General features: G+C 61.8%; 26 protein-coding genes. 12 read left to right on the forward strand and 14 right to left on the reverse strand.

What is annotated here, in order from left to right; genetic code table 11:
- The first annotated feature begins 65 nt into the window (after positions 1-65).
- Positions 66-668, forward strand: coding sequence for a 2-hydroxychromene-2-carboxylate isomerase (locus GOW72_RS04365; protein ID WP_170365425.1), 603 nt, complete (start codon positions 66-68; stop codon positions 666-668).
- On the forward strand, positions 665-1477 hold the full coding sequence (locus GOW72_RS04370) for an alpha/beta fold hydrolase (protein ID WP_170365427.1): 813 nt from the start codon (positions 665-667) through the stop codon (positions 1475-1477). The genes GOW72_RS04365 and GOW72_RS04370 overlap by 4 nt, the downstream gene beginning before the upstream one ends.
- Here GOW72_RS04370 and GOW72_RS04375 read toward each other — a convergent pair.
- From GOW72_RS04375 to GOW72_RS04410, 8 genes are all read right to left on the reverse strand, one after another.
- Positions 1474-2508, reverse strand: a complete 1035-nt coding sequence (locus GOW72_RS04375; RefSeq protein ID WP_170365430.1) for a threonine aldolase family protein — start codon at positions 2506-2508, stop codon at positions 1474-1476. The genes GOW72_RS04370 and GOW72_RS04375 overlap by 4 nt on opposite strands.
- Positions 2508-2981, reverse strand: coding sequence for a YcgN family cysteine cluster protein (locus GOW72_RS04380; RefSeq protein ID WP_170340543.1), 474 nt, complete (start codon positions 2979-2981; stop codon positions 2508-2510). Before GOW72_RS04380 ends, GOW72_RS04375 begins: the two co-directional genes overlap by 1 nt.
- Complete coding sequence (locus GOW72_RS04385) at positions 2978-3910, reverse strand: bifunctional riboflavin kinase/FAD synthetase (protein ID WP_170365433.1); 933 nt, start codon at positions 3908-3910, stop codon at positions 2978-2980. The genes GOW72_RS04380 and GOW72_RS04385 overlap by 4 nt, the downstream gene beginning before the upstream one ends.
- An 80-nt stretch (positions 3911-3990) precedes the next feature.
- Positions 3991-4434 (reverse strand): MaoC family dehydratase, encoded by a 444-nt coding sequence (locus GOW72_RS04390; protein ID WP_093964645.1) that lies wholly within the window; start codon positions 4432-4434, stop codon positions 3991-3993.
- Positions 4435-4535: 101 nt separating this feature from the next.
- Positions 4536-5411, reverse strand: coding sequence for a TIGR01459 family HAD-type hydrolase (locus GOW72_RS04395; protein WP_170365435.1), 876 nt, complete (start codon positions 5409-5411; stop codon positions 4536-4538).
- An 84-nt stretch (positions 5412-5495) separates the two neighbouring features.
- Positions 5496-6587, reverse strand: coding sequence for a DUF389 domain-containing protein (locus GOW72_RS04400; RefSeq protein ID WP_170357130.1), 1092 nt, complete (start codon positions 6585-6587; stop codon positions 5496-5498).
- A 108-nt stretch (positions 6588-6695) separates the two neighbouring features.
- A complete protein-coding gene (locus GOW72_RS04405) occupies positions 6696-7616 on the reverse strand; it encodes a manganese-dependent inorganic pyrophosphatase (RefSeq protein WP_170365437.1) in 921 nt (306 codons plus the stop codon).
- 110 nt (positions 7617-7726) lie between these two features.
- Complete coding sequence (locus GOW72_RS04410; RefSeq protein ID WP_170365440.1) at positions 7727-8710, reverse strand: TraB/GumN family protein; 984 nt, start codon at positions 8708-8710, stop codon at positions 7727-7729.
- 115 nt (positions 8711-8825) lie between these two features.
- Here GOW72_RS04410 and GOW72_RS04415 point away from each other — a divergent pair, with 115 nt between their 5' ends.
- The 6 genes from GOW72_RS04415 (at position 8826) to GOW72_RS04440 (ending at position 14687) form a co-directional block, all read left to right on the forward strand.
- On the forward strand, positions 8826-9500 hold the full coding sequence (locus GOW72_RS04415) for a DUF2161 domain-containing phosphodiesterase (protein ID WP_170365443.1): 675 nt from the start codon (positions 8826-8828) through the stop codon (positions 9498-9500).
- 166 nt (positions 9501-9666) lie between these two features.
- Positions 9667-9954, forward strand: a complete 288-nt coding sequence (gene groES, locus GOW72_RS04420) for a co-chaperone GroES (protein WP_093964650.1) — start codon at positions 9667-9669, stop codon at positions 9952-9954.
- Between the two features lie 57 nt (positions 9955-10011).
- The gene (gene groL, locus GOW72_RS04425; RefSeq protein ID WP_170339978.1) at positions 10012-11655 is read left to right on the forward strand and encodes a chaperonin GroEL; all 1644 of its coding nucleotides are present in this window, start codon (positions 10012-10014) and stop codon (positions 11653-11655) included.
- Between the two features lie 220 nt (positions 11656-11875).
- Positions 11876-12718 carry a DMT family transporter gene (locus tag GOW72_RS04430; RefSeq protein WP_170365444.1) on the forward strand — a complete coding sequence of 281 codons (843 nt, stop codon included), beginning with the start codon at positions 11876-11878 and terminating at the stop codon, positions 12716-12718.
- Positions 12719-12756: 38 nt separating this feature from the next.
- Positions 12757-13530, forward strand: a complete 774-nt coding sequence (locus GOW72_RS04435) for an esterase/lipase family protein (protein ID WP_170365446.1) — start codon at positions 12757-12759, stop codon at positions 13528-13530.
- The gene (locus tag GOW72_RS04440; protein ID WP_170365448.1) at positions 13527-14687 is read left to right on the forward strand and encodes an alpha-D-ribose 1-methylphosphonate 5-triphosphate diphosphatase; all 1161 of its coding nucleotides are present in this window, start codon (positions 13527-13529) and stop codon (positions 14685-14687) included. The genes GOW72_RS04435 and GOW72_RS04440 overlap by 4 nt, the downstream gene beginning before the upstream one ends.
- Here the strand turns inward: GOW72_RS04440 and GOW72_RS04445 are convergent.
- The 3 genes from GOW72_RS04445 to GOW72_RS04455 form a co-directional block, all read right to left on the reverse strand.
- The gene (locus GOW72_RS04445) at positions 14684-15751 is read right to left on the reverse strand and encodes a 5-(carboxyamino)imidazole ribonucleotide synthase (protein WP_170365450.1); all 1068 of its coding nucleotides are present in this window, start codon (positions 15749-15751) and stop codon (positions 14684-14686) included. The two genes, GOW72_RS04440 and GOW72_RS04445, sit on opposite strands and share 4 nt — an antisense overlap.
- The gene (gene purE / locus GOW72_RS04450; RefSeq protein ID WP_170365453.1) at positions 15744-16232 is read right to left on the reverse strand and encodes a 5-(carboxyamino)imidazole ribonucleotide mutase; all 489 of its coding nucleotides are present in this window, start codon (positions 16230-16232) and stop codon (positions 15744-15746) included. The genes GOW72_RS04445 and purE overlap by 8 nt, the downstream gene beginning before the upstream one ends.
- Before the next feature lie 81 nt (positions 16233-16313).
- The gene (locus tag GOW72_RS04455; protein ID WP_005981552.1) at positions 16314-16538 is read right to left on the reverse strand and encodes a YdcH family protein; all 225 of its coding nucleotides are present in this window, start codon (positions 16536-16538) and stop codon (positions 16314-16316) included.
- Between the two features lie 165 nt (positions 16539-16703).
- On the opposite strand from GOW72_RS04455, the gene GOW72_RS04460 reads away from it, so the two are divergent.
- The 4 genes from GOW72_RS04460 (at position 16704) to GOW72_RS04475 (ending at position 19206) form a co-directional block, all read left to right on the forward strand.
- On the forward strand, positions 16704-17117 hold the full coding sequence (locus GOW72_RS04460) for an Hsp20 family protein (protein ID WP_093964658.1): 414 nt from the start codon (positions 16704-16706) through the stop codon (positions 17115-17117).
- 3 nt (positions 17118-17120) lie between these two features.
- Positions 17121-17345 (forward strand): DUF1150 family protein, encoded by a 225-nt coding sequence (locus GOW72_RS04465; protein WP_093964659.1) that lies wholly within the window; start codon positions 17121-17123, stop codon positions 17343-17345.
- 107 nt (positions 17346-17452) lie between these two features.
- A complete protein-coding gene (locus GOW72_RS04470) occupies positions 17453-18340 on the forward strand; it encodes a PhzF family phenazine biosynthesis protein (protein WP_170365455.1) in 888 nt (295 codons plus the stop codon).
- Entirely contained in the window at positions 18337-19206 is an 870-nt protein-coding gene (locus GOW72_RS04475; RefSeq protein WP_170365459.1) for a glycosyltransferase family 10 fucosyltransferase, read from the forward strand. The genes GOW72_RS04470 and GOW72_RS04475 overlap by 4 nt, the downstream gene beginning before the upstream one ends.
- Before the next feature lie 37 nt (positions 19207-19243).
- Here the strand turns inward: GOW72_RS04475 and GOW72_RS04480 are convergent, their stop codons facing one another.
- The 3 genes from GOW72_RS04480 to GOW72_RS04490 all read right to left on the reverse strand — a co-directional run bounded on the left by GOW72_RS04480 (position 19244) and on the right by GOW72_RS04490 (position 23600).
- On the reverse strand, positions 19244-19801 hold the full coding sequence (locus GOW72_RS04480; protein ID WP_170365461.1) for a hypothetical protein: 558 nt from the start codon (positions 19799-19801) through the stop codon (positions 19244-19246).
- A gap of 193 nt (positions 19802-19994) precedes the next feature.
- Positions 19995-21713: a bifunctional sulfate adenylyltransferase/adenylylsulfate kinase gene (locus tag GOW72_RS04485; protein ID WP_170365463.1), complete on the reverse strand. Its 1719-nt coding sequence runs from the start codon at positions 21711-21713 to the stop codon at positions 19995-19997.
- A 195-nt stretch (positions 21714-21908) separates the two neighbouring features.
- Complete coding sequence (locus GOW72_RS04490; protein WP_170365465.1) at positions 21909-23600, reverse strand: adenylate/guanylate cyclase domain-containing protein; 1692 nt, start codon at positions 23598-23600, stop codon at positions 21909-21911.
- Between the last annotated feature and the right edge of the window lie 54 nt (positions 23601-23654).

Raw genomic sequence — 23654 nt, forward strand, 5'->3', positions numbered from 1 at the left:
TGATGTTGACACCGCTTAGCATGGCCTTACGGTTCCGCAAAGGTAACTGGGTGGAGAAAGTGCACATGGCCGACATTGACTACTTTTTTGCGACACTGTCGCCCTATTCCTACCTCGCCGGGCTACGGCTGGAGGAGATCGCGGCCAAGCACGGCGCCACCATCGCCTACAAGCCGGTCGACATCATTGCGCTGTTCGGGCGCACCGGCGGCGTGCCCCCCAAGGACCGCCATCCGTCGCGCATCGAATACCGGGCGCAGGAACTGGTGCGTCAGGCCAAGAAGACGGGCCTGCCGTTCAACCTGCAACCTGCACATTGGCCGACCAACGCAGCGCCGTCCTCATACGCCATCATCGCGGCCATTCAGGATGGGTCGGGCGACGTGGGCAAACTGTGCCATTCTTTTCTGCGCGCCTGCTGGGCCGAGGACAAGGACATCGCGCAGGACGACGTGATCCGCGACTGTCTGGCCGGGGCGGGCTTTGATCCGGCGCTGGCCGACAGCGGACTGCTGGTCGGGGCCGAGACCTATGCGGCCAACCTCGAAGAGGCGGTGGACCGCGGCGTGTTCGGCGCGCCTTTCTACATCACGCAAGACGACCAAAGGTTCTGGGGGCAGGACCGGCTTGAGGATCTGGACGAGCATCTGGCCACGCTCAAAGCATGACCGTGGCCAAGGCCGTGCTGCCGCCCGTCCACGTTCGCACTCTTGGGGCGGGTGCCCGAAAGGTGCTAGCGCTGCATTGCACGATCGCGCATTCCGGTGCGTGGTCCGGTCTGGCCGTTGCCTTGGGCGATCAGGCAACGCTGATCGCACCCGACATGCTGTCGCACGGACGCAGTCCGGATTGGGGCGGGCAGGGGGATTTCTTCGACCTCACCACAGCCCTGTCGCGGGCGCAGCTGAGCGAACCGATGGACGTGATCGGGCATAGTTTCGGCGCAATGGTTGCCCTGCGGCTGGCCATCGAATACCCGGACCTTGTGCGCAGCGCCGTTCTGATCGAGCCGGTGTTCTTTGCGGTCGCTCACCAGGACGCGCCAGCGCTTGCGGCGCAGCACGCGGCCGAATCCCAGCCATACAAGACTGCCCTTGCCGAAGGCGACGCGCCCCGGGCCGCCCGTCTGTTTAACCGCATGTGGGGCACGACCGACCGCAGCCCGCGCTGGCCGGACCTGCCCGAGCGAGCCCGAAATGCGATGATCCGGGGCGTCGGAGTGGTCGGCGCGGTCGAGGGGCCGCTGTTCCGCGACACCACCGGCCTGCTGGCCCCGCAGGCCATGGCGCGGGCCGAAATGCCGATCCTGCTGCTGCATGGATCGGCCTCGCACCCGATCATGGCCGTGGTCAATGCCGGGCTGCGCGCCCGCTTGGCCGACGCGCGGCAGGGCGTTGTCGAGGGGGCAGGGCACATGCTGCCCGTCTCGCACCCCGGCGAAACCGCCACGCAGATCGACGCGTTCTGGCGCGCCTAGAGCAGCGCCAGAAACCGGTCGATTTCCTCGGTCGGTGTCGACCAGTCGCAGACGAACCGGCAGGCCAGCATCTCGTCCTCGTCCGGGCCGTCCAGCGGGTCGCCCCACAGGTGATAGACGGCACCGGCCGCGTGTAGGCGCCTATGCAGGCTGCGGGGAAAGCTGGCAAAGATGATGTTGGCTTGGGGTTCATGCAGGAACTGCGCACCCGCAGCCCGCAGCCCATCGGCCAGACGCGCGCAATTGGCGTTGGCCTTACGGGCCGAGCGCAGCCACAGATCATCGCGCAGATAGGCCGCCATCTGGGCCGACAGATACCGGTGCTTGGAAAACAGATGCGCCCCGCGCTTGCGGCGCAACTCGAACTCCCAGGCCTTGCTTTCGTCGAAGAAGATCACCGCTTCGACCCCCATCAGCCCGTTCTTGGTGCCGCCAAAGCTTACCGCATCCACGCCCGCCTTCCACGTCATCTCGGCCGGGGAACAATTCAGCGCCACCAGCGCATTGGTGAACCGCGCGCCATCCATGTGGACGGGCAGGCCGAACTCCTTGGCGACCCCGCACAGGGCCCGCAGTTCGGTCAGCGAATAGACCGAGCCCCGCTCGGTCACCTGCGTGATCGACACCGGACCGCGTTGGGGCCCATGCACGCCGCGTGTCTCTTCGGCGGCGATGGTGCGGCGCAGTGCATCCGGCTGCATCTTGTCGCCGCCCGGAACCAGCGTCAGCTTGGCGCCGGTGTAGAATTCGGGCGCGTTGCACTCGTCCTCATGAATATGCGCTACGGGCGAGCAGAATACGGTCTCCCACGGCTGCGACAGGGTCGCCAGAGCCAGCGAGTTTGCCGCCGTTCCGGTCGCCACCAGATAGACCGCCGCCCCGGGCGCCTCGAAGATGCCCCGGATCCGGTCGCGCACTTCGTTCATCAGGTCATCGGGGCCATAGGCCATCTGATAGCCCTGATTGGCCTCGGCCAGCGCGGTCAGAACCTCGGGGTGGACGGGCCCGGAATTGTCAGAGGCGAAATGCATCAGGTTGGCTCCTCGATAATGTAGTCTTCCCACTCTTCCTCGGGCGTCTCGAATTCGGACACGGTAAGCCCTTGAACCGAAACGCCGGCGGCGTGGACGCTGTCGGGCGACCCTGACAGCAACGGGTGCCAATCGTAAAGGGGCTTGCCCTCCCACAACAGGCGGTAGGCGCAGGTCTGCGGCAACCAGTAGGCGTGTTCGTGAATGTTGTCGGGGCGCATGACGATGCATTCCGGCACGAATTGGTGGCGGATGTCATACTGGGTGCATCGGCAGGTCGCGTCATCCAGCAGCCGGCAGGCGACACGGGTCAGGGCAACCTCGCCACTGTCCTCGTCTTCAAGCTTGTTCAGACAGCATTTGCCGCAGCCGTCGCACAGGGCTTCCCATTCGCGCGGGTTCATCTTCTGCAGGGGTTTGCGCTCCCAGAAACGCGGGGCCAGCCCGGCGCGGTCGATCGGATCCTTGCTCATGTCGCGGCCAGGATCTTGCGCGCGCGGTCGCAATCTTCGGTCATCTGGGCGATCAGAGCATCGAGGCCGTCAAAGGTCATCTCGGGGCGCAGAAATTCGACCAGGCCCACCGAGAGGGTCGCCCCATAAAGATCGCCGGAGAAGTCGAACAGGAAGGTTTCGATATTAGGCACCTCGCCGTGGAACATCGGCCGCACCCCGACCGAGGCCGCACCGTGATAGCTGCCGGCATGCGGGCCATCCAGCACGTCGACCAGAACCGCGTAGACGCCGAATTTCGGCGGGTGGATTCCTTCGATCGACATATTGGCCGTGGGAAAGCCCAATTCGCGGCCGCGCTGTTCGCCGCCGATCACCTCGCCTTCGATCCGGTGCCAGTGGCCCAGCATGGCCGCCGCGTCCCGCGGGCGGCCGTCGCTCAAGGCTTGCCGGATCGCGGTGGACGAGACCACGTGATCGGATTGCTGCATCAATGGGGCGATGGTGACACCGAACCCCATCTGCTGGCCAAACTGCACCATGTCCTGCGCGGTGCCGCTGCGGCCTTTACCGAAACAGAAATCGGCCCCGATCACCACATGGGCCAGACCCAAGCCTTTGCAGATCACGTTGGTGGCGAATTCCTCGGGCGTCAGTCCGGCAAGCGCGGCGTTGAACGGCAGTTCGTACAGCTTCTGCACGCCCAGCTTCTCTAGCCGGTGCGCACGCGCATTGCCGCGCATCAGACGAAAGGGCGGGGCATCGGGGGCGAAATACTCGCGCGGGTGCGGCTCGAACGTTAGAACGCCCAAGGGTGCCTCGGGGCATGCCTGCCGGGCCAGATCGATCACCGACTGGTGGCCAATATGAACGCCATCGAAATTCCCGATCGCGGCGCTGGCGCCGCGGTCTTCTGGGTCTACAAACTGGAAATCCCGGATGATCTGCATGGGGCTTGCCTAGCGGGACTGTCCGCCGGGTTCAAGCGGCAGTTCCAGACCAGCGTCCAGCAGGGCGTCAAAACCTGCCGTCAGTCGAATTTCCGTGATGGAGCCAAAACCATCGCCTCGCCAACCAGAACCTTCTTGCCGTCTACTGCGCAATGGCAATCCAGCTTGACCCGGCGCTTGGCGAAGTCGATGTCGATCACCTTGACCTCGGCATAGACCATGTCGCCGGGGCGGACCGGTGCAAGGAATTTGAGCGACTGACCCATGTAGACGGTCCCATGGCCCGGAAGCTGTTCGCCGATCACGGCCGAGATCAGACCGGCGGTCAGCATCCCGTGGGCGATGCGCCCTTCGAAGATCGTATCGCGGGCATAGTCGTCATCCAGATGCACCGGATTCCGGTCGGTCGAGACTTGGGCGAACATCTCGATGTCTTCGTCCGTCACCACTTTGCGCAGGTAGCGGGTCATGCCCATTTCGATGTCTTCGATACAGATCGTTCCGCGCGGAAGATTGTCCAACATGTTGCCCTCACTAAGCATCGGCCCGGCAACAAAAAATCACCAACGACCCAAGGTTGGCAACTTTATTACTTCGCAGCTGCAGAAAATCAAGCGTTTTCTGCCTAGCGCAGACGGCCGATCGTATAGGTTGGGTTGATGTTTTCCTTGGAAATATAATCGCTTAAAGCATCCGGATCCGGCTGGTGCGACGTTTTTGTTTCCGATGCGGCCAGACCGCCGCTGATGAACAGGGAATCAATTCCCTCTCCCATGCCGCCGGCGATGTCGGTATGCGGACCGTCGCCGATGGCCAGAATCTCGTCATCCGGCACGTCCGTTCCCAGCGCATGCAGGCGACGCCGGGCCAGATCATAAATGGGCGGGTGTGGTTTGCCGAAATACAGGCTCTCGCCGCCCATTTCGGAATAAAGCTTGGCCAGCGCACCGGCGCACCATTCCCGAACTTCGCCCCGATCGACCACGATATCGGGATTGGCGCACAACAGCTTCAGGCCTTTCTGCTTGGCATACAGGAAGTCCGGGCGGTTGACGGCCGGGTCGGCCATCGGGTCGAACGGGCCACAGCAGACGATCCCCTCGGCCTGGTCCAGCGGCACGCGTTCGATGTGGATCGGATGTTCCAGGATTTTCAGCGGCTCGAAGAAGCCGGCGTCGCGCTCCCACTCACCCATGAAATAGACTTTCTCGCCCACGGCCCCGCGGAACATGGCGGACCGGGCCGAGTCACCACTGGTAGCGATGGTGTCGTAGCAGTCCGCGGGGACGTTGAACTGTTTTAACTGCTCTGCAACCCCGGCACGCGGCTTCGGAGAGTTCGTCACCAACACCACTTTGCCGCCCCGGTCGCGATAGGCCTTCAACGCGGCAACAGCTTCGGGGTAGGCGGTGATGCCGTTGTGGACGCAGCCCCAAAGATCCACGAACAGCGCCTTGTAACGGTCGGAAATCTGGTCAAGCGCGGAGATGATCTGGGTCATGCGGGCCTCGGGCTGTTGAAACGGCGTTGCGCCACCTATGGCAAAGCTGGCCCCGCTTGACCAGAGGTAGCCGGGTGCTGGCCGTCATTCCTCGTCGCTCAACTTTTCGACATCCGGGGCCTGTTGCACGGTTTCGGTGCCAAGAATGACCTGCGCGCCGATGCGGGTCTGGTACCGGATGACGGCGAGATAGCCGGGGCCAAGTTCATCCTGCAGAACGTCCACCAGTGACGTTTCCCGTAGGCTCTCGGGCAACAGCCCGGCAACGGACGAGACCTTGAATTGCGCCTCGGGCGGCAGATCTACGATCACCCAGACCTCGGCCCGTTTGCGCTTGGCATTCACGTCGATGCGGATGATCTCGACCGATACCGGGTCCGCCCAGTCGCGGATCGCTTGCGCAACCTCGGCCTCGGTACGGGTTTCCAGGTAACGGTTGTAGGTCGATTTTCCCAACTGGACCACGACGAGGGCCAGGAACGCCATGGTTATGACCACACCGGCAGTAAAGTTGAGCTTGCGCCGGCCCTTGCCGAATGCAACCGACCTTGCGGCATAGACGATATAGACCGCGCAGGCCGACAGAACGATCGCGCCAAGGTTGGTCGCGAACAAAAGACCCGCCTCGTAGGCGTCGGCGGGTTCCCCGAAATACAGCAGGATCCCGGACGCGGATAATGGCGGAACCAGAGACACGCCGATGGCGGCGCCGGGCAGCAGGCTCAGTTCGGCCTTGTTGATCTGAACGTATGCGCCGGCCACGCCGGCCGCGAGCGCCACGATCAGATCTTCGGTGCCCGGGTCGGTGCGGGCCAAGACCTGATCGGGGATCAGGATGCCGCGCGGGACATCGGCAAGATAAACCAGGATCCAGGCCATCATAACGCACAGAACCGCCGCAATGCAGACCGTCAGGGTCAGAACGAAAGCGCGTTTCAGCCAGCCCATGACCATCGCAGCCGCAATGCCCAGAATGGGTGTCATCAGCGGCGCGACCAGCATCGCGGCAATGACCACGGCGCCAGAGTTGCGCAGCAGTCCCATGGTTGCGATCATCACCGAAAGGGTCAGCAGCATGGCAAAGCGCCGCCAATAGGCAAGCCTGTCGCCGCCTTCGAACAGCAGAATGCTGCGTGTCGTGCTGTATTTCCGTGTGACCACCGTGTCCTGATCCACCCTGTCCCTGCGTCTAGCCTAGCAACGATTTGCCATCCGGCAAACCTTTCGACGCGCAAACAAAAAAGGCGCCCGGTGAGGGCGCCTTTCGCTGAACTGTGAGCGGGATCAGACCTTGAGGTTCGGAATGATCTGCTTCTTGCGGCTCATGATGCCCGGCAGAACAACCGTGTCGCCGGACACCGAAGCGCCAAAGCTTTTCTCGGCAACCGATTTGACCAGGTCGTTCGGCACCAACAGGGTGGCCTCTTCGTTTAGGATGTCGACGACGAACAGCAGCACCTGGTCCACACTGTCTTCCTTGGCCACCTCGACCATCGACTGGGCCAAGCTATCCTTGCGGTCAAGCACCACGCCCGGCGCGGTGGTTTCCAGAACGGACACGCGGAACTTGGTACCGTCGACCTCGTATTCCTTGCTGTCCATGCGGATCAGTTCGGCGTCCGAGAAAGACGATACGTCCGATTTCGCGGCGAACATGTCGGCAGCATAGGCCGAAACATCCAGCCCCAGCTCGGCGGCCAGCTTCTCGGCCACTTCGCGGTCATGCGCGGTGGTGGTGGGCGAGCGGAACTCCAGCGTGTCCGACAGGATGCAGGTCAGGGCCGCGCCCTTGACGGCCTCGGGCATCTTGGCGGCGTCGCCGCCCATCAGGTCGATCATGATGGTTGCCGTGCAGGCCAGCGGGCGGACGGTAATGTCGATCGGGCCTTTGGTTTCCAGCCCACCGACCAGCTTGTGATGGTCGATGATGGCGCGGATATCGGCATTGTTGACATTGGCAGGCAGCTCGGCCGGGTTGTTTGTGTCAACGATAACGACGGGCGCATCGGTCTCGACATCCTCGATGATGCGCGGCTTGGGCAGGTCCCAGCGCTGCAGCATGAAGGCGGCTTCGGTGTTCGGCTCGCCCAGCAGGACGGCCTCGGCCTTTTCGCCTTTGACTTCGTTCAGATACCAGGCCCACAGGATCGGCGATCCGGTCGAGTCGGTGTCGGGAGATTTGTGGCCAAATACTTGGATGGTCATGTCTGTTTCCTGCACATAAGGAGTTTGCGCGCCTTATAGGGTGGTCCATTGGCGTTGTCACCCGGCAGAAACACGGCTGCGACGGTTGGTCTGACAGAAGCGCTGACCGCTCAGAACTGTGCGCGGCTCAGTTGATATCCGGCGCGTTCCAGCTGTTGCAAGAGTCCATGGTCTCCACCCAGATGACCGGCACCAACCGCGATCACCGCCGTCTGGTTTTCGATGGTCAGGATCGTTTCCATCCAGTTGTCGTTGCGTTGAACCAGTAGCTGGTCCTCGAATGCGGCCCATTCCTGTGCAAACACGTCAGGCGCCAGGCCCGAAGCCTCGCGCCCATATATTTTTGCGAATTGCAGGATTTCTGCGTGCTTCTCCTCGAAATATGCGGTGGCCATCGTCACCATGTGGTCATCGCCGGCGTCAAAGGCATCGACCATGCGCACCAAAGACTGCACCTGCTCTTCAAGCGTGTGGCTGTCGAAGATCGCTATCAGGTCGTCGATCTGTTCCAGAGAGTATTGCGGTTTGCCCTCAGCTTCGGCCAGTTCGGTCAGGCGCGCATCCATTCCCCGGTCTGCATCTGGCACCTGAAGCATGCAGGGTGGCATACCCAGCATCATCGACAGGAACCAAGGGCGCAGTTTCGCGGCCATCCAACCGGGAATGCCGCGTGCCGAAAGTGCCTTGGAAATGACGGCCCAGTCCTCTTCGCTCATCAGATCGATCAGAGTTGGTCCCGAGTTGATCAGGACCGGGCCGAAATCCTTGGCCAGGTCTTGTTCGAAAGCGGACATGTCGGATTGGGTGATCTCGAAGTAAAACGCGTCCGCCTCGCTCAACGTAGGCGCCAACCGCTCCATCACCGGGCCCATTCGCGGATCGTTGACGTGCAATGTGCCGATCAAATGCAAAACAGTGTTGTCCTTCTGTGCAATCCAGTGATTGCCTTCGGGATATGCCATCTGACTGGTGGCCGCGTTCAACTCGGCCCGGGCCTCAGGCGTCATGTCTTGCCGCAAATCGCGCCCGTCACAGGCGGCATTGGCCACAATTGGATGCAGAGCAGCAAGCAGGGCAAAAAGAAACACGCGCATCGAGACCATTCCGATTGTGGCTGAAAGAACTTGGGAACAGATAGCCACGCCCGCCTACCGCGCGCAAGCCGTGTATCCGTATGGCGTTTTTCGGAAAAAACCATAGCATGGCGTCATGAACCGCGAACAGGATCTCTATCCTCCGATCAAGGCGCTATTGCAGCGGCAAGGGTACTCCGTGAAAGGAGAGGTGGGCGCCGCCGACATCGTGGCCGTCAAGCCCGGTTGTGATCCAGTGATCGTTGAATTGAAGCTGAGATTTTCGCTGGCCTTGTTCCATCAGGCCGTGACCCGGTTGAAGGTATCGGATCAGGTCTATGTGGCCGTCTGCAAGCCGACCGGCCGGTCGGCGCGCCGGGCGCTGCGGGACAACCTGTCCCTGTGTCGTCGGTTGGGGCTGGGTTTGATCACCGTTCGTGCGGATGGGCGGGTCGAAGTCCATTGTGACCCCGGCCCCTATGCGCCGCGAAAGAACAAGGCCAAAGCTGCGCGACTGTTGCGCGAGTTCGAGCGGTTGGAAGGGGATCCGAATTCGGGTGGGGCAACCCGGCACGGAATCGTCACTGCCTATCGGCAGGATGCCCTGAAATGTGCCGCGCATCTGGCCGAACACGGGGCGACCAAAGGCGCTGAGGTCGCCAATGCCACGGGCGTTGCGGCCGCGACGCGCCTCATGCGCGAAAACCATTATGGCTGGTTCGAAAAGGTGGCAAAGGGCGTCTATGAACTGTCGCCTTCCGGGTCCGAAGGGCTGAAGCACTGGGCTTACAGCTGGGAAGACCCAACCTGACTTGGCCGGCCTCAGGCTGCGCGCGAAAAAAATTCCTCACCGATTGTTGACTCGCCGGAAATCACCCCCTAGCTATGCGTCGTTAGCACTCGACCAAGCTGAGTGCTAACGCCCCGCAAGACCGCGGGGGGAGGAAAACAACCTTTGAGCCCAAGGAGCTGCAAAGATGGCATTGAAACCGCTTCATGACCGCGTGCTGGTTCGCCGTACCGAAAGCGAAGAGAAAACCGCAGGCGGCCTGATCATTCCCGACAGCGCAAAAGAAAAGCCCAGCGAAGGCGAAGTCGTTGCAACCGGCGAAGGCGCGCGGAAGGACAGCGGCGAACTGATCGCGATGGCTGTGAAGCCCGGCGACAAGATCCTGTTCGGCAAATGGTCCGGCACCGAGGTCCACGTCGACGGCGAAGAGCTGCTGATGATGAAAGAAAGTGACATCATGGGGATCATCGAGTAACGCGCACGCGCTTGCTCTGATCTTCATTTCAAACACATTTCTCGAGGAGAAAAAGACATGTCTGCAAAGGACGTCAAGTTCGACACCGATGCCCGCAACCGCATGCTGAAGGGTGTGAACATCCTGGCGGATGCTGTGAAGGTGACCCTCGGCCCCAAAGGCCGCAACGTGGTTCTGGACAAATCCTTCGGCGCGCCGCGCATCACCAAAGACGGTGTTTCGGTCGCCAAGGAAATCGAACTGGAAGACAAGTTCGAGAACATGGGCGCGCAAATGGTGAAAGAAGTCGCCAGCCGCACCAATGACGAAGCCGGTGACGGCACCACCACCGCAACCGTTCTGGCTCAGGCCATCGTCAAGGAAGGCCTCAAGCAGGTTGCTGCCGGCCTGAACCCGATGGACCTGAAGCGCGGCATCGACATGGCAACCGCCAAAGTCGTCGAAGAAATCAAGAACGCTGCCCGCGAAGTCAAAGACAGCGACGAAGTTGCGCAGGTTGGCACCATCTCGGCCAACGGCGAAGCTGAAATCGGCCGCCAGATCGCAGACGCGATGCAGAAGGTCGGCAACGAAGGCGTCATCACCGTCGAAGAGAACAAAGGTCTGGAAACCGAGACCGACGTCGTCGAAGGTATGCAGTTCGACCGTGGCTACCTGTCGCCCTACTTCGTCACCAACGCAGACAAGATGGTTGCCGAGCTGGAAGACTGCATGATCCTGCTGCACGAGAAGAAACTCTCGTCGCTGCAGCCGATGGTTCCGCTGCTCGAGCAGGTGATCCAGTCGCAGAAGCCGCTGCTGATCATCGCCGAGGACGTTGAAGGCGAAGCGCTGGCAACTCTGGTTGTCAACAAGCTGCGCGGTGGTTTGAAGATCGCTGCCGTCAAGGCTCCGGGCTTCGGCGATCGCCGCAAGGCAATGCTGCAGGACATCGCAATCCTGACCGGCGGTCAGGTCATCAGCGAAGACCTGGGCATGAAGCTGGAAAACGTCACCATGGACATGCTTGGCACCGCCAAGAAAGTGTCGATCACCAAGGACGAAACCACCATCGTCGACGGTGCTGGCGAGAAGGCCGAGATCGAAGCACGCGTTGCCCAGATCCGTACCCAGATCGAAGAAACCACCAGCGACTACGACCGTGAGAAGCTGCAAGAGCGCGTTGCCAAACTGGCAGGCGGTGTTGCCGTTATCCGCGTCGGTGGCATGACCGAAGTTGAAGTGAAAGAGCGCAAGGACCGTGTGGACGACGCTCTGAACGCAACGCGCGCCGCCGTTCAGGAAGGTGTCGTCGTGGGTGGCGGTGTTGCCCTGGTTCAGGCCGGCAAAGCTCTGGCCGATCTAAAAGGTGTCAACGCCGATCAGGACGCCGGTATCAACATCGTTCGCAAGGCCATCGAAGCGCCGCTGCGTCAGATTGCTGAAAACGCAGGTGTCGACGGTGCCGTCGTTGCCGGCAAGGTGCGCGAGTCCTCGGACACCGCCTTCGGCTTCAACGCTCAGACCGAAGAATATGGCGACATGTTCAAGTTCGGCGTGATCGACCCGGCCAAAGTGGTGCGGACCGCTCTGGAAGACGCTGCCTCGGTTGCAGGTCTGCTGATCACCACCGAAGCCATGGTTGCCGACAAGCCCGCCAAAGAAGGTGCAGGCGCCGGTGCTGGCATGCCCGACATGGGCGGCATGGGCGGCATGATGTAAGACGGCCGGGTTCGCGTCAGCGAATTCAGACAACCCGCAAGGGAAAGTCTTACCGAAAATTTCAGCGGGGTCGCCTTCGGGCGGCCCCGTTTTGGTTTATTTCAGTAATCCGCGGGGTTTCGGCCGGCGCTGCTTGCAATTCTGGGGATCGCCGCAACCGGTCACGCGGAAGCGCAGGAAAGCGGGTGTCCATTGTGTGCAGACACGATATTGGTTGGGCATGCAGCTGTTTCTTCTGACCGCCCTGACAATGTGTGCCTTTGCGGCCAATTCCATCCTGAACCGGTTGGCCGTGGAGAGCGGAGCCAGCGACCCGGCAAGTTTTGCCGTTGTTCGTGTGCTCTGTGGTGCGCTCGTTCTTTGCGCTTTGGTCGTGTCGCGGGGTGGCACCCTGCGGGTGTTCGACAGGCGCCGAGTGATCGGAGCAGGCTCCTTGTCGCTTTACATGGTCGGGTTCTCGGTGGCCTATCTGTCACTTGATGCGGGATTGGGCGCCTTGATCCTGTTTGCGGTGGTCCAGATCTCGATGTTTCTGGCCGGCACCCTGACGGGGGCGATCCCGACTTTTCGACAGGTGGCGGGGGCAGCAATTGCAATGGCCGGATTGGCCTGGGTTCTGTGGCCAGGCGCTGAGGCACGTGTTGACCCGACAGGGGCAGCCTTGATGGCCGCCGCAGGGGTCGGGTGGGCTGCGTATTCGATTGCTGGTCGGTCCGAGCCCGATGCGCTGGCGGGAACGGCCTCGAACTTTGTGGTGGCCCTGCCGGTGACCGCTGGCATTTTGATCGCCGGCGCTCCGGCGTGGAACTTGACCTGGGCGGGTTTGGGGCTGGCGGCCGTATCTGGCGGCGTAACCTCGGGGTTGGGGTACGCCCTGTGGTATCGCCTGCTGCCCCAGTTGGCGCCTGCGGTTGCAGCCGTAGTGCAGCTGAGCGTCCCGGTGATTGCGATCATTGCCGGTGTGGCGCTGCTCGGCGAGCAACTGAGCCTGCGGCTGATGGCAGGGGCAGGGTTGGTTGTGGGCGGTATTGCATTGGCAGTTATGCGCGTGAGGCGGCGCTAGGTCTTTCCTCTCTGAAGAATAGCGATTATCTGGCAGCCATGCGGATCCTGTTTTTCATATTGCTTTTCCTGATGCCGATCGCCGCGCAGGCAAAATGCGTTGTCCTGCTGCATGGGCTTGCCCGGACCGAAGCATCGTTTTCGGTCATGGAGCAGTTGTTCAAGGTGCACGGGTACACCGTTGTGCGGCCGGGTTATCGCTCGACGGATCTTCCGATTCCGGAACTGGCCGACCGGACCATACCCGAGGCGTTTGCGGCGTGCGGAGATGACACCGTCAACGTTGTCGCGCATTCGATGGGGGGTATCCTGTTGCGCTACTGGCTGCAGGATCACCATCCGCAGAATCTGGGCCGCGTCGTCATGCTTGGCCCGCCCAACCAAGGCAGCCAATTGGTCGATGAACTGGGCGATTGGGAAGTGTTCGGTCTGTTGAACGGCCCCGCCGGCCTGCAGCTGGGTACGGGTCCCGAAGGTATTCCGCGTCGCCTGCCACCGGTCGACTTCGAGCTGGGGGTGATTGCAGGCGAGAACTCCTTGAATCCGGTCTTTTCGTCGCTGGTTGATGGACAGGATGACGGCAAGGTCGCTGTCGAAGAAACCAAAGTCCAGGGCATGACCGACCACATCGTGCTGCCGGTGACGCATACGTTCATGATGAACAACCCGCAGGTCATGGCGCAGGCTTTGCACTTCATCGAGTTCGGTGAGTTCGATCCCAACATAACCTGGCTGGACGGTGTGATGGACATCATTGATGAGATCTGCATCGGAGAGGACTGCGCCGAACCCGCCTCGGAACCCACACGATGACCGCATTGGAACTGACCTTTTCCGGGGCGCAGGTTCTGCACCCTGATCGCGGACTTGTCAGTGACGATCTCTCAATCGCGGACGGCTTGATCCAAGAAGGCGGCGGTGCGCCGGTCGTTGATCTGAGCGGCTATCTGGTCCTGCCGGGCATCATCGACCTGCACGGGGACGGGTTTGAGCGTCACATCGCCCCGCGCCGGGGGGCCATGAAGCAGATGGACGAGGGCATCCGCGCCGCCGAGGCCGAACTGGCAGCCAATGGCATCACCACCGCCGTGCTGGCGCAGTTCTACAGCTGGGAGGGCGGCGTACGCGGCCCAAAGTTCGCCGCCGACGTGTTCCGCGCGATCGCGGCGGTGAAGGGCAGCGTGGTCACGGACCTGATTCCGCAGTTGCGGTTCGAAACCCACCTGCTGGATGACTATGCCGACCTGCCGGGGCGCATCGCCGACTGGCAGGTGCCCTATGTCGTGTTCAACGATCATCTGCCCCATGACCGTCTGGCACAGGGACGCACCCCGCCGCGTTTGACCGGGCAGGCGCTCAAGGCCGGTCGCAGCCCCGAGGTGCATCTGAAGATGCTGCAGGACATGCACGCCCGCACCTCCGAGGTTCCCGCCGCGCTTGATGCGCTGTGCGCGGCGCTGGCCCGGCAAGGCGTGCGTCTGGGCAGCCATGATGACGCGACGGCGGAGGCCCATTCCCTCTGGCGCGCGCGCGGCGTGCATATCGCCGAATTTCCCGAAACGCTCGAAGCGGCCGAGGCGGCCAAGGCCGCGGGCGATCACGTCATTCTGGGCTCGCCCAACGTGGTGCGGGGCGGATCGCACAAGGGCAACGTCAGCGCGCTGGACCTGATCGCCATGGGGCTGTGCGATGCGCTGGCGTCGGATTACCACTATCCCAGCCCGCGCAGGGCGGCGCTGATGTTGATGAAATCGGGGCTGATGGATCTGGCGGGCGCGTGGGCGCTGGTGTCGTCGGGGCCCGCGCGGGTGCTTGGCCTCGGGGACCGCGGGTCGCTGCAACCCGGCAAACGCGCCGATCTGGTCGTTCTGGATGCGGAAACGCAGCGCGTGGCGGCCACCATCGCCGGCGGCCGGGTCAGTTTCCTGTCGGGGGATGTCGCCGGGCGGTTCGTCGCCGCGGCGCGCTAGCGTTTGATCCGGTTGAAATGGCCCATTTTGCGGCCCGGCTTGACCTCGGCCTTGCCATACAGGTGCAGGGCCACGTCGCGCTGTTGCGCAAGCTCGGGCACGCGGTCCATGTCGTCGCCGATCAGGTTCTCCATCACAACATCCGCGTGACGCTGCCCGTCGCCCAGAGGCCAGCCGGCCAAGGCGCGGATATGCTGTTCGAACTGATCGACCGCACAGCCGTTTTGCGTCCAGTGGCCCGAGTTGTGAACGCGCGGCGCGATCTCGTTCACGATCAGGCCCTGCGGCGTCACGAACAGTTCGACCCCCATGACGCCGACATAGTCCAGCGCGTTCAGGATATTCGCGGCCAGCAGCACCGCGTCGGTCCGCAGGGCAGGGGACAGGCGCGCGGGCACCGTGGTCGTGTGCAGGATGCCGTCGCGGTGCACGTTTTCGCCGGGGTCGAAGCAGGCCACCTGGCCGTCCAGCCCGCGGGCGGCAATGATCGACACCTCGTGGCTGAAATTGACGAAGCCTTCCAGGATCGCGGGTGCGCGCTGCATGTCGGCCAGCGCGGCCTGTGCGTCCTCGGGCGACTTCAGCCGCGCCTGCCCTTTGCCGTCATAGCCGAAGCGGCGGGTCTTGAGGATGGCCGGCGTGCCGATCCGTTCGATGGCGGCCTGCAGACTGTCCAGGTCGGTCACATCGGCAAAGGGTGCGGTGTTCAGGCCCAGGCCTTGCAGGAATGTCTTTTCTGTCAGCCGGTCCTGACTGACCCGCAGCGCCTCGCGTCCCGGGCGGATGGGGCGGTGCGATTCCAGAACGTCCAGCGCCTCGGTCGGGATGTTTTCGAACTCGTAGGTGATGACATCGACCGATTGCGCAAAAGCGGCCAGCGCCTCGGCATCCTCATAAGGTGCGGTGGTTACGCGATGCGCCACCTGGCCCGCCGGCGGGTTGGCGCCCGGCTCGAAGATATGGGTCACAAAGCCCAGCCGCGCCGCGGCCATCGACAGCATCCGCCCCAGCTGGCCGCCGCCCAGAATTCCGATCACCGCGCCGGGCTGCAAGGGGTTACTCATCGCGGGGCTCCTCGGGGATCGAGTCCGACAGCGCCGCGCGCCAGGCGTCCAGCCGGTCGGCCAAGGCTGCGTCCTGCAGGGCCAGAATACCGGCGGCCATCAGGCCGGCATTGGCGCCGCCGGCCGAACCGATGGCCATGGTCGCAACCGGGAAACCCTTGGGCATCTGCACGATGGAATAGAGCGAGTCGACACCGGACAAGGCCCGCGTCTGTACCGGAACGCCGATCACCGGTACCCGCGTCTTGGACGCCATCATCCCCGGCAGATGTGCGGCACCGCCAGCGCCGGCGATGATCACCTGCAGCCCGCGCTGCACGGCGGTCTTGCCGTACTCCCACAAACGATCCGGCGTGCGGTGGGCCGAGACGATCTTGGTCTCGTAGGCCACGCCCAGTTCGTCCAGTATCTCTGCAGCGCCTTTCATGGTGGGCCAGTCCGACTGGCTACCCATGATGATTCCGACTTTGATCTTGCTCATCCGCCCTGTTCCCCGCCTGCTTTAGGAAGCGCGCACTATAGTGAAATCCGCTTGCGTGGCAATGCGGTTGACCGCGCCGGATCAGGCGATGATGTCAGGGGTCAGGCGATCCTCGATCAGCCGGATGATATCCTTCAGGCGCAGCTTCTGTTTCTTGAGCCGCTTCACCGTCAGCTGGTCGGCAGTGCCGGTCGCCTCGAGCGCCTTGATCGCCTCGTCCAGGTCGCGGTGCTGCTGGCGAAACACCTCCAGTTCGACGCGCAGAACCTCGTCGGTTTTCATCGAAATGTCGGTGGGCGCGTTCATGGGCGACTCATGTGTGGCTGGTGGTGCGTGTTACACAAGATAGTGCGTTCAAGTGAATCCGCCTAGACCTTGTGGAGACACACGTTTCATCCCATATTGTCTTGTGCGCAGCTGCCGTTACGGGGCCGCGCATCACGTCGCTTTGACAAAGAAGGACGAGAAAACGTGTCAAAACTTACTCTTGGCTCATACCCGCATCTTCTGGGGTTCGAGCAGCTGGAACGCCTTCTGGAACGGTCTGCAAAGGCCGGAAACGAAGGGTATCCGCCCTACAACATCGAACAGACGTCGGATCATTCCTACCGCATTACCTTGGCCGTAGCCGGGTTTGCCGAGGACGACCTGTCGATCACCATCGAAGATCGGCAACTGGTGATCCGGGGTCGTCAGCGCGACGACAGCGAGGGGCGCGTGTTCCTGCACCGCGGCATCGCGGCCCGTCAGTTCCAGCGCATGTTCGTGCTGGCCGACGGTGTCGAGGTCGGCGAGGCCATTATGGAAAATGGCCTTCTGCATATCGACCTGACCCGCGCCGTGCCCGAAACCGTTGTGCAGACGATCAACATAAGGAAGGGGTAAGCCATGAATACACCGTATGAAATCAACACCGAAGGCAATCGGATCGTCTATGTGAAGGCTGTGAACGTGGCCAACCTGCCGCACGAGGTGCGCACGCAGGTGGGTGATCTGGATCATCTTTATGCCGTTCACGATTCAGATGGGCAGCAACTGGCGCTTGTCGCCGATCGAAAGCTGGCCTTCGTACTGGCGCGGCAGCATGACCTGTCTCCGGTGGCCGTGCACTGACACGGCCACAGACCGATTCAACGTGACAAGCGGCGCGTGAGGCGTCAAACATGCCACCCGCGGGTTTGCATTCCCGGCACTTTCTGACTGCAGGCACGAGAGGGCGCATGAGCTGGTTCGATTTCGATTGGGTGGATGCCTTCAGCGACACGGCATTCGGCGGAAATGGCTGTGCAGTCGTGCATGGCGGCGCGCATTTGCCGGAATCGGTCTGCACGGCGTTTGTCCGCGAGACGTCTTTGGTCGAATGCACATTTACCGGCCCATCGGATGTGGCGGATATTCGAGTGCGGTATTTCCTGGCCAGCCGTGAAATTCCCTTTGCCGGACACCCGACCATTGCGACCGTGGCTGCCATGCGCTCCCGTGGAATGATATATGGTGACGCACTGACGCTGGAAACCGGAGCAGGGATCTTGTCGATCGAGCTGCATGGCGACCAGATCGAGATGACCCAGATCGCGCCCGAATTCGGCACGCGGGTGCCGGAAGACCTTGTTGCAGCTGCGATCGGCCTACCTGCAAGTGCGATCATTTCGCCGCCGCAGATGGTTTCGACCGGGCTGCCGTTCTGCATTACAGTTCTGCGGGATCACGCAGCCTTGCGCGCGGCACAACTGAATGTGGATGCGCTGCAACGGGTGGCGGAAACTGCCGGATATGCCGGGTCCGACATGGCCGAACCCTTTCTGGTGACCCTGCAGGGGGCCACGGCTCAAGGGGATACGTTCTCGCGTCTGTTGCTGGCGCCGCCCAGCCCGCCCGAAGATCCGTTCACCGGCTCCGCCACCGGCGCAATGGCGGCTTACCTGTGGAAATACGGGCTGATGCCGAAAGACAGCTTTATCGCCGAACAGGGCCACGACATGGGCCGTCCCGGTCAGGCGACCGTAACGCGGGTCGGGCCAACGGATGCGATGACGGGCATCAAGGTTGCCGGGCGCGGGTTCGTCCTGATGCGCGGACAGACCGACCTGCCGGACAGCCTGCAATGACCGAACCTGCGATCGCGATTCTGCCCTATGGCCACCGTCTGGGGCCGAAACTGGCCTCGGTTCCGCTGGCAGATCTGAATTGGCCGCTGGGCTGCCCCGAGCGCCTGTCAGGAAAGACCGTTGGTGACCTCGCGCCCTCCGACCACCTGATCATGTATCCCAATTCCACTGTACACCTGCGCCTGCGACGCGGCACGCGGGCTCGGATATCGCTGATGATGGGCGAGCCATCGGCCATACATGGCAAGCACGATCGGATGCTGCGCTGGACCTGGCGCCGGTTTTTCCGGGTTTTCACCTTTCACGACGTATTGCTGAACAGCCTGCCCAACGCGGTTTTCCTGCCCTACGGCGTGACCCAAGTTCCCGAGTGGCAGGATCTGAGCGTCGTCAAGACGCGGTCATGTTCGCTGATCGCGTCGGCAAAGCGCGATCTGGAGGGGCACCAGCTGAGGCACAGGCTGATCGATTGGGCCCGCGACACAGGCGCTGACATCGACATCATGGGCCGCGGCTATCAGCCGTTCGAGAAAAAGTCAGACGGGTTGGCACCTTATCGTTATTCGGTCGTCATCGAAAACGTGCGCGAGAGGAACTACTTCTCGGAGAAGCTGATCGACGCCGTTCTGTGTTCGACAGTCCCGATCTATTGGGGGTGCCCCAATATCGGCGACTTCCTCGATACCGAGGGGATGATCCTGTGCGAAACCGAGGCGGACATCCAGCAGGCCGTGCAAATGCTGTCGGGGGAAGACTATGAAAAACGCCTGCCGTATCTGCGGGCGATGCAACCGCAGGCCGCCATCTATGGAGAGTTCGAACTGAGGGCTGCCGAGGCCCTGCGGGATCAGCTTTCAGCAGGCTGACTGTGCCGCACGCGCGCTTTGGCTGTGCCGGCGTGGGTCAGTGCCGCGAGACACGTTCAAGGTAATCGATCGCGTCCTGCAATTCCTCAAGAATGTCGTACCAGCCATCCACGTCATTCAGCCGGCGGAACTCGGCTTTGACCGAGTCGTGGTGCATCATGTCCTTGGCCTCTTTGAGACTGTCGCGCGCCGAGTCTGGCTCCATGTTGCCGGCTGCGGTCTTGGCCGCATCGATGACCTCAAGGATCTGACGAAGACGGGTCGTGCCGGGCGTCGGCGGAACCGGTGGTACTACAAGCCCCAAAGGGTGATCCTGGGGCGGCGGCTGCAGAGTTTCCAGCGCCTTTTGAATCTTGGCTTTGATCTTGTCGCATTCCTTCACCCAATCCGCGTAGGTGCGGATCGATTTCAGAAGGTCCAGCAGCCAGTCTATGGGGATAAATGGTGTCAGGCCCCCTGCCATAACCGGCGAAGCCATCAACGCCGGAAGTTGCAACCGGGAAAACTGGGCGATCTTGTAGTCGGCAATTACCGCTGCGCGGTTGTCTCCCGCAAACATGGCTCCGCCATCGTCGGTATTTTTCTGAGTTGCCATATGTTCACCCTCCCAAAGGATGCAGACAAAATATGTCTGCTCAAAATATGCGAAATAGTAGCATTTTTTGGATGAAACGTCGAACGACCGCCAATCTCGCGGACGGAAGGGGGGTGTTCAAAGCAGTGTTCTGGAAATGAAAGACCCCCGGAGATGTCTCCGGGGGTCAGTGTTGACAGCAGTTGGCTGTGGCTCAGGATCCGGCGATCAATCCCATGCTTTCCAGCTTCAGCAGAACCTGGTGGGCGCAGTTGTCCACGTCCACATTCTCGGTCTCGACGCGCAGTTCCGGGTTTTCCGGCACATCGTAAGGGTCCGAAATACCAGTGAACTCTTTGATCTTGCCTTCACGCGCCAGCTTGTACAGGCCCTTGCGGTCGCGGCGCTCGCATTCCTCGATGCTGGTGGCAACGTGAACTTCGCAGAACGCGCCGAACTGCTCGATCTCCTCGCGCACGGCGCGGCGGGTGGTGGCGTAGGGCGCGATCGGGGCACAGATGGCGATGCCGCCGTTCTTGGTGATCTCGGAGGCCACATAGCCGATGCGGCGGATGTTCAGGTCCCGGTGTTCCTTCGAGAAGCCCAGTTCCGAGCTGAGGTTCTTGCGGACGATGTCACCGTCCAGCAACGTGACGGGACGGCCGCCCATCTCCATCAGCTTGACCATCAGAGCGTTTGCGATGGTCGATTTGCCCGAGCCCGAGAAACCGGTGAAGAAGACGGTAAAGCCCTGCTGGCTGCGCGGCGGATAGCGGCGGCGGAGCTGCTCGACCACCTCGGGGAACGAGAACCACTCGGGGATCTCAAGCCCCTCGCGCAGACGGCGGCGCAGTTCGGTGCCCGAGATGTTCAGGATCGTGACGTTGTCGCGGTCCTCGATCTCGTCCGCGGGTTCGTACTGGGCGCGTTCCTGCACATAGACCATGTGTTTGAAATCGACCATCTCGATGCCGATCTCGTCCTGGAATTTGCGAAACAGGTCCTGGGCGTCATAGGGGCCGTAGAAATCTTCGCCCTGGCTGTTCTTGCCGGGGCCGGCATGGTCGCGGCCGACGATGAAGTGGGTGCAGCCGTGGTTTTTGCGGATCAGGCCGTGCCAGACCGCTTCGCGCGGGCCGGCCATGCGCATCGCCAAGTTCAGCAGGCTCATGGTGGTGGTCGAGGCCGGGTATTTGTCCAGCACCGCCTCATAGCAGCGAACGCGGGTGAAGTGATCGACATCACCGGGCTTGGTCATGCCCACAACCGGGTGGATCAGCAGGTTGGCCTGCGCCTCACGCGCGGCACGGAAGGTCAGTTCCTGGTGTGCCCGGTGCAGCGGGTTGCGGGTCTGGAAAGCCACGATGCGGCGCCAACCCACCTTGCGGAAATAAGCGCGAAGCTCGTTCGGGGTGTCGCGGCGCGCCTTGAAATCATAGTGCACCGGCGGCTGGATGCCGGTCACGGGGCCGCCCAGATAAACCTTGCCTGCCACGTTGTGCAGGTAGTTCACGGCTGGGTGCGCATCATCATCGGCACCGAACACCTTCTCGGCCTCACGCGATTTGTCCGGGGTCCAGCGATCGGTAACAGTCATGGTCGCCAGGATCACACCTTCCTGGTCGCGCAGCGCAATGTCCTGACCCAGTTCGATCTGATCGGCGAAACCTTCGTTCACATCCAGTGTGATCGGCATCGGCCACAGGCTTCCGTCGGCCAAGCGCATGTTTTCGACGACGCTGTCATAGTCTTCCTGACTTAGAAAGCCCTTGAGCGGGTTGAACCCGCCATTCATCAGCAATTCCAGATCACAGATCTGGCGCGGGGTCAGGTCCCAGCTGGTCAGGTCGGCGGCTTCGACTTTCAGCTTTTGGGCGGATTCATAGGAAACATACAGTTCTGGGATCGGAGCCAGGTTACTCAACATCGTCATCGCAATACTCTTGAGGCAGTGTGGTCATTCAGTGATTCAGGTGCATTTCCGGGCCATGTGCCCCGGTCGTCAGTCGAAGTCCATATACATTCATGAAACAAAGGAGGATATGCGCGGTTTTTCCCCGGAATGGAAGGTTTTTCCGGGCCCGAACCGAAAAAGCGACGAAAATCCCACCGGATGGGGACAATATCGTCAACCGGCGGCGATATGTTCTGGTGAGGTCAGAAGTTGGTCCAGATCCAGAGCGCGCTCGACGGGCAGGGCAGGGACGGACTCGGTTACGCCCCGCAGTTGGAACAGACGCAGGTCAAGCCCATCGGTCTCAAACCCGGCCGCGCGCAGCACGGCTTCCGAGACCAACAGCTCAGCCCCGAGCGCCTTGGTTTCTCCTTCCAGCCGACTGGCGACATTCACGGCGTCACCGATGATGGTCCGCGCGGCGTGGCCGGCAGCGCCGATCTCTCCCAACACAAGGTCGCCCAGGTGCAGGCCCATGCCGATGCGGATCTCGGGGCTGTTTTCCTGGGACAGCTGCTGGTTGAACTGCGCAAGCGCATGACTGATGTCGATCGCAGCTTTCAGGGCAGAACGGGCCGAGCTGGACGTGTCGGGTGTTTCGAACACGGCCAAAAGGCCATCGCCCATGTATTTGTCGACGACCCCGCCGTCTGCGGTAATGGCTGGAACAATGGCGTCAAAGAACCGGTTCAGCAGGAACACGATGTCATAGGGCAGTTGCCCCGTTGTGCGCGCAGTAAACCCGCGCATGTCCAGAAAAAGCACGGCCAGTTTTCGCTCTTGCCCCTGGCTGGCATGCGCCCGCTGACGTCCACCATCCGGCCGGAAAACGCGGAAAACCGTCAAGGGGCTGGAAGGGCGGACCTGGCAGGCTAGGCGCGTGCGCTGTGTGGCCCCCACGGCCTTCAGGCTGCGGGCTTCGACCTCGCTGGGCGGTGGCAGTGACTCGGCGCCATCCTCGACGATGACGCGGCAGGTCGTGCAGCGCCCCCGGCCGCCGCACAGTGCAGTATGCGGAATACCGTTGGCTTGTGACATCTCAAGCAGGGTCATGCCTTTCTCTGAGGTCACTTCCGGCCCATCGACATATCTGACGCGCACCGAGTGTCGTCTGCGCCAAAGCTTGCCTCCGAAATGGAACGCAAGAGCTGCACCAAGCGCGATCCAGAAGGCCATCAAGGCGTTGTCCTTGACGCTGAACAAAACCTGGAACTCTTCGGGGCCGGGCCAGTTGTAATGCTCGATATACTGTTCGCGTAGATCCGGATCCGCAAAATCCATCCAGATGCGCCGCCCTTCGGTCAGCAAACCGGCCAGGGCAAAGCTTGGGATGAAGACGGCAACTCCGATCAGATAGGGTACGGTTTGGCGCCACCACGAAGTCAGTCGCAGCCAGATATGCAGTCCGATGCACCCGTGTATCCAGACGATCAGCATCAGCAGACTTTGCATCCAGATGGCCGAATTTGGCCACATCAGAATGATGATGTAGCCCATCTCGTCATTCACGTCGAAAACCTGATGCGCATAGCGTGTCTGGACGATGTGCGAGATCAGTTGCAGCGGAATGAGAAGGCCAAGAACGATCTGCAGGGCCGTATGAAAAGGCATTCGCAGGGTTCGGCGCTGGGCGATCGACACCAATGCCAGACCCGCATGTACGATCAGGGCAAGATACAGGACAGCGCTGCCAATCGAATGGCGCGTGACCGTTTTCCGAGAGTCCTGCATGTCATGCAGGTAGTCGGTGTGAAACAGCCCCAACCCGATATTGATGAAGTGGAAGAAAGCAAAGACAAACAGCACAAGACCACTGATGATCCTGAGACGGGTCGCCCAACTGCCCTGCCAAAGGGGAGTGTTCAAAAGATCACCTGAAATCTGCCGCGCTCGGGGCAAGTCTGCGTTGCCGCGCAGTGC

It is taken from the genome of Ruegeria arenilitoris, assembly GCF_013032855.1.
Lineage (GTDB): Bacteria > Pseudomonadota > Alphaproteobacteria > Rhodobacterales > Rhodobacteraceae > Ruegeria > Ruegeria arenilitoris.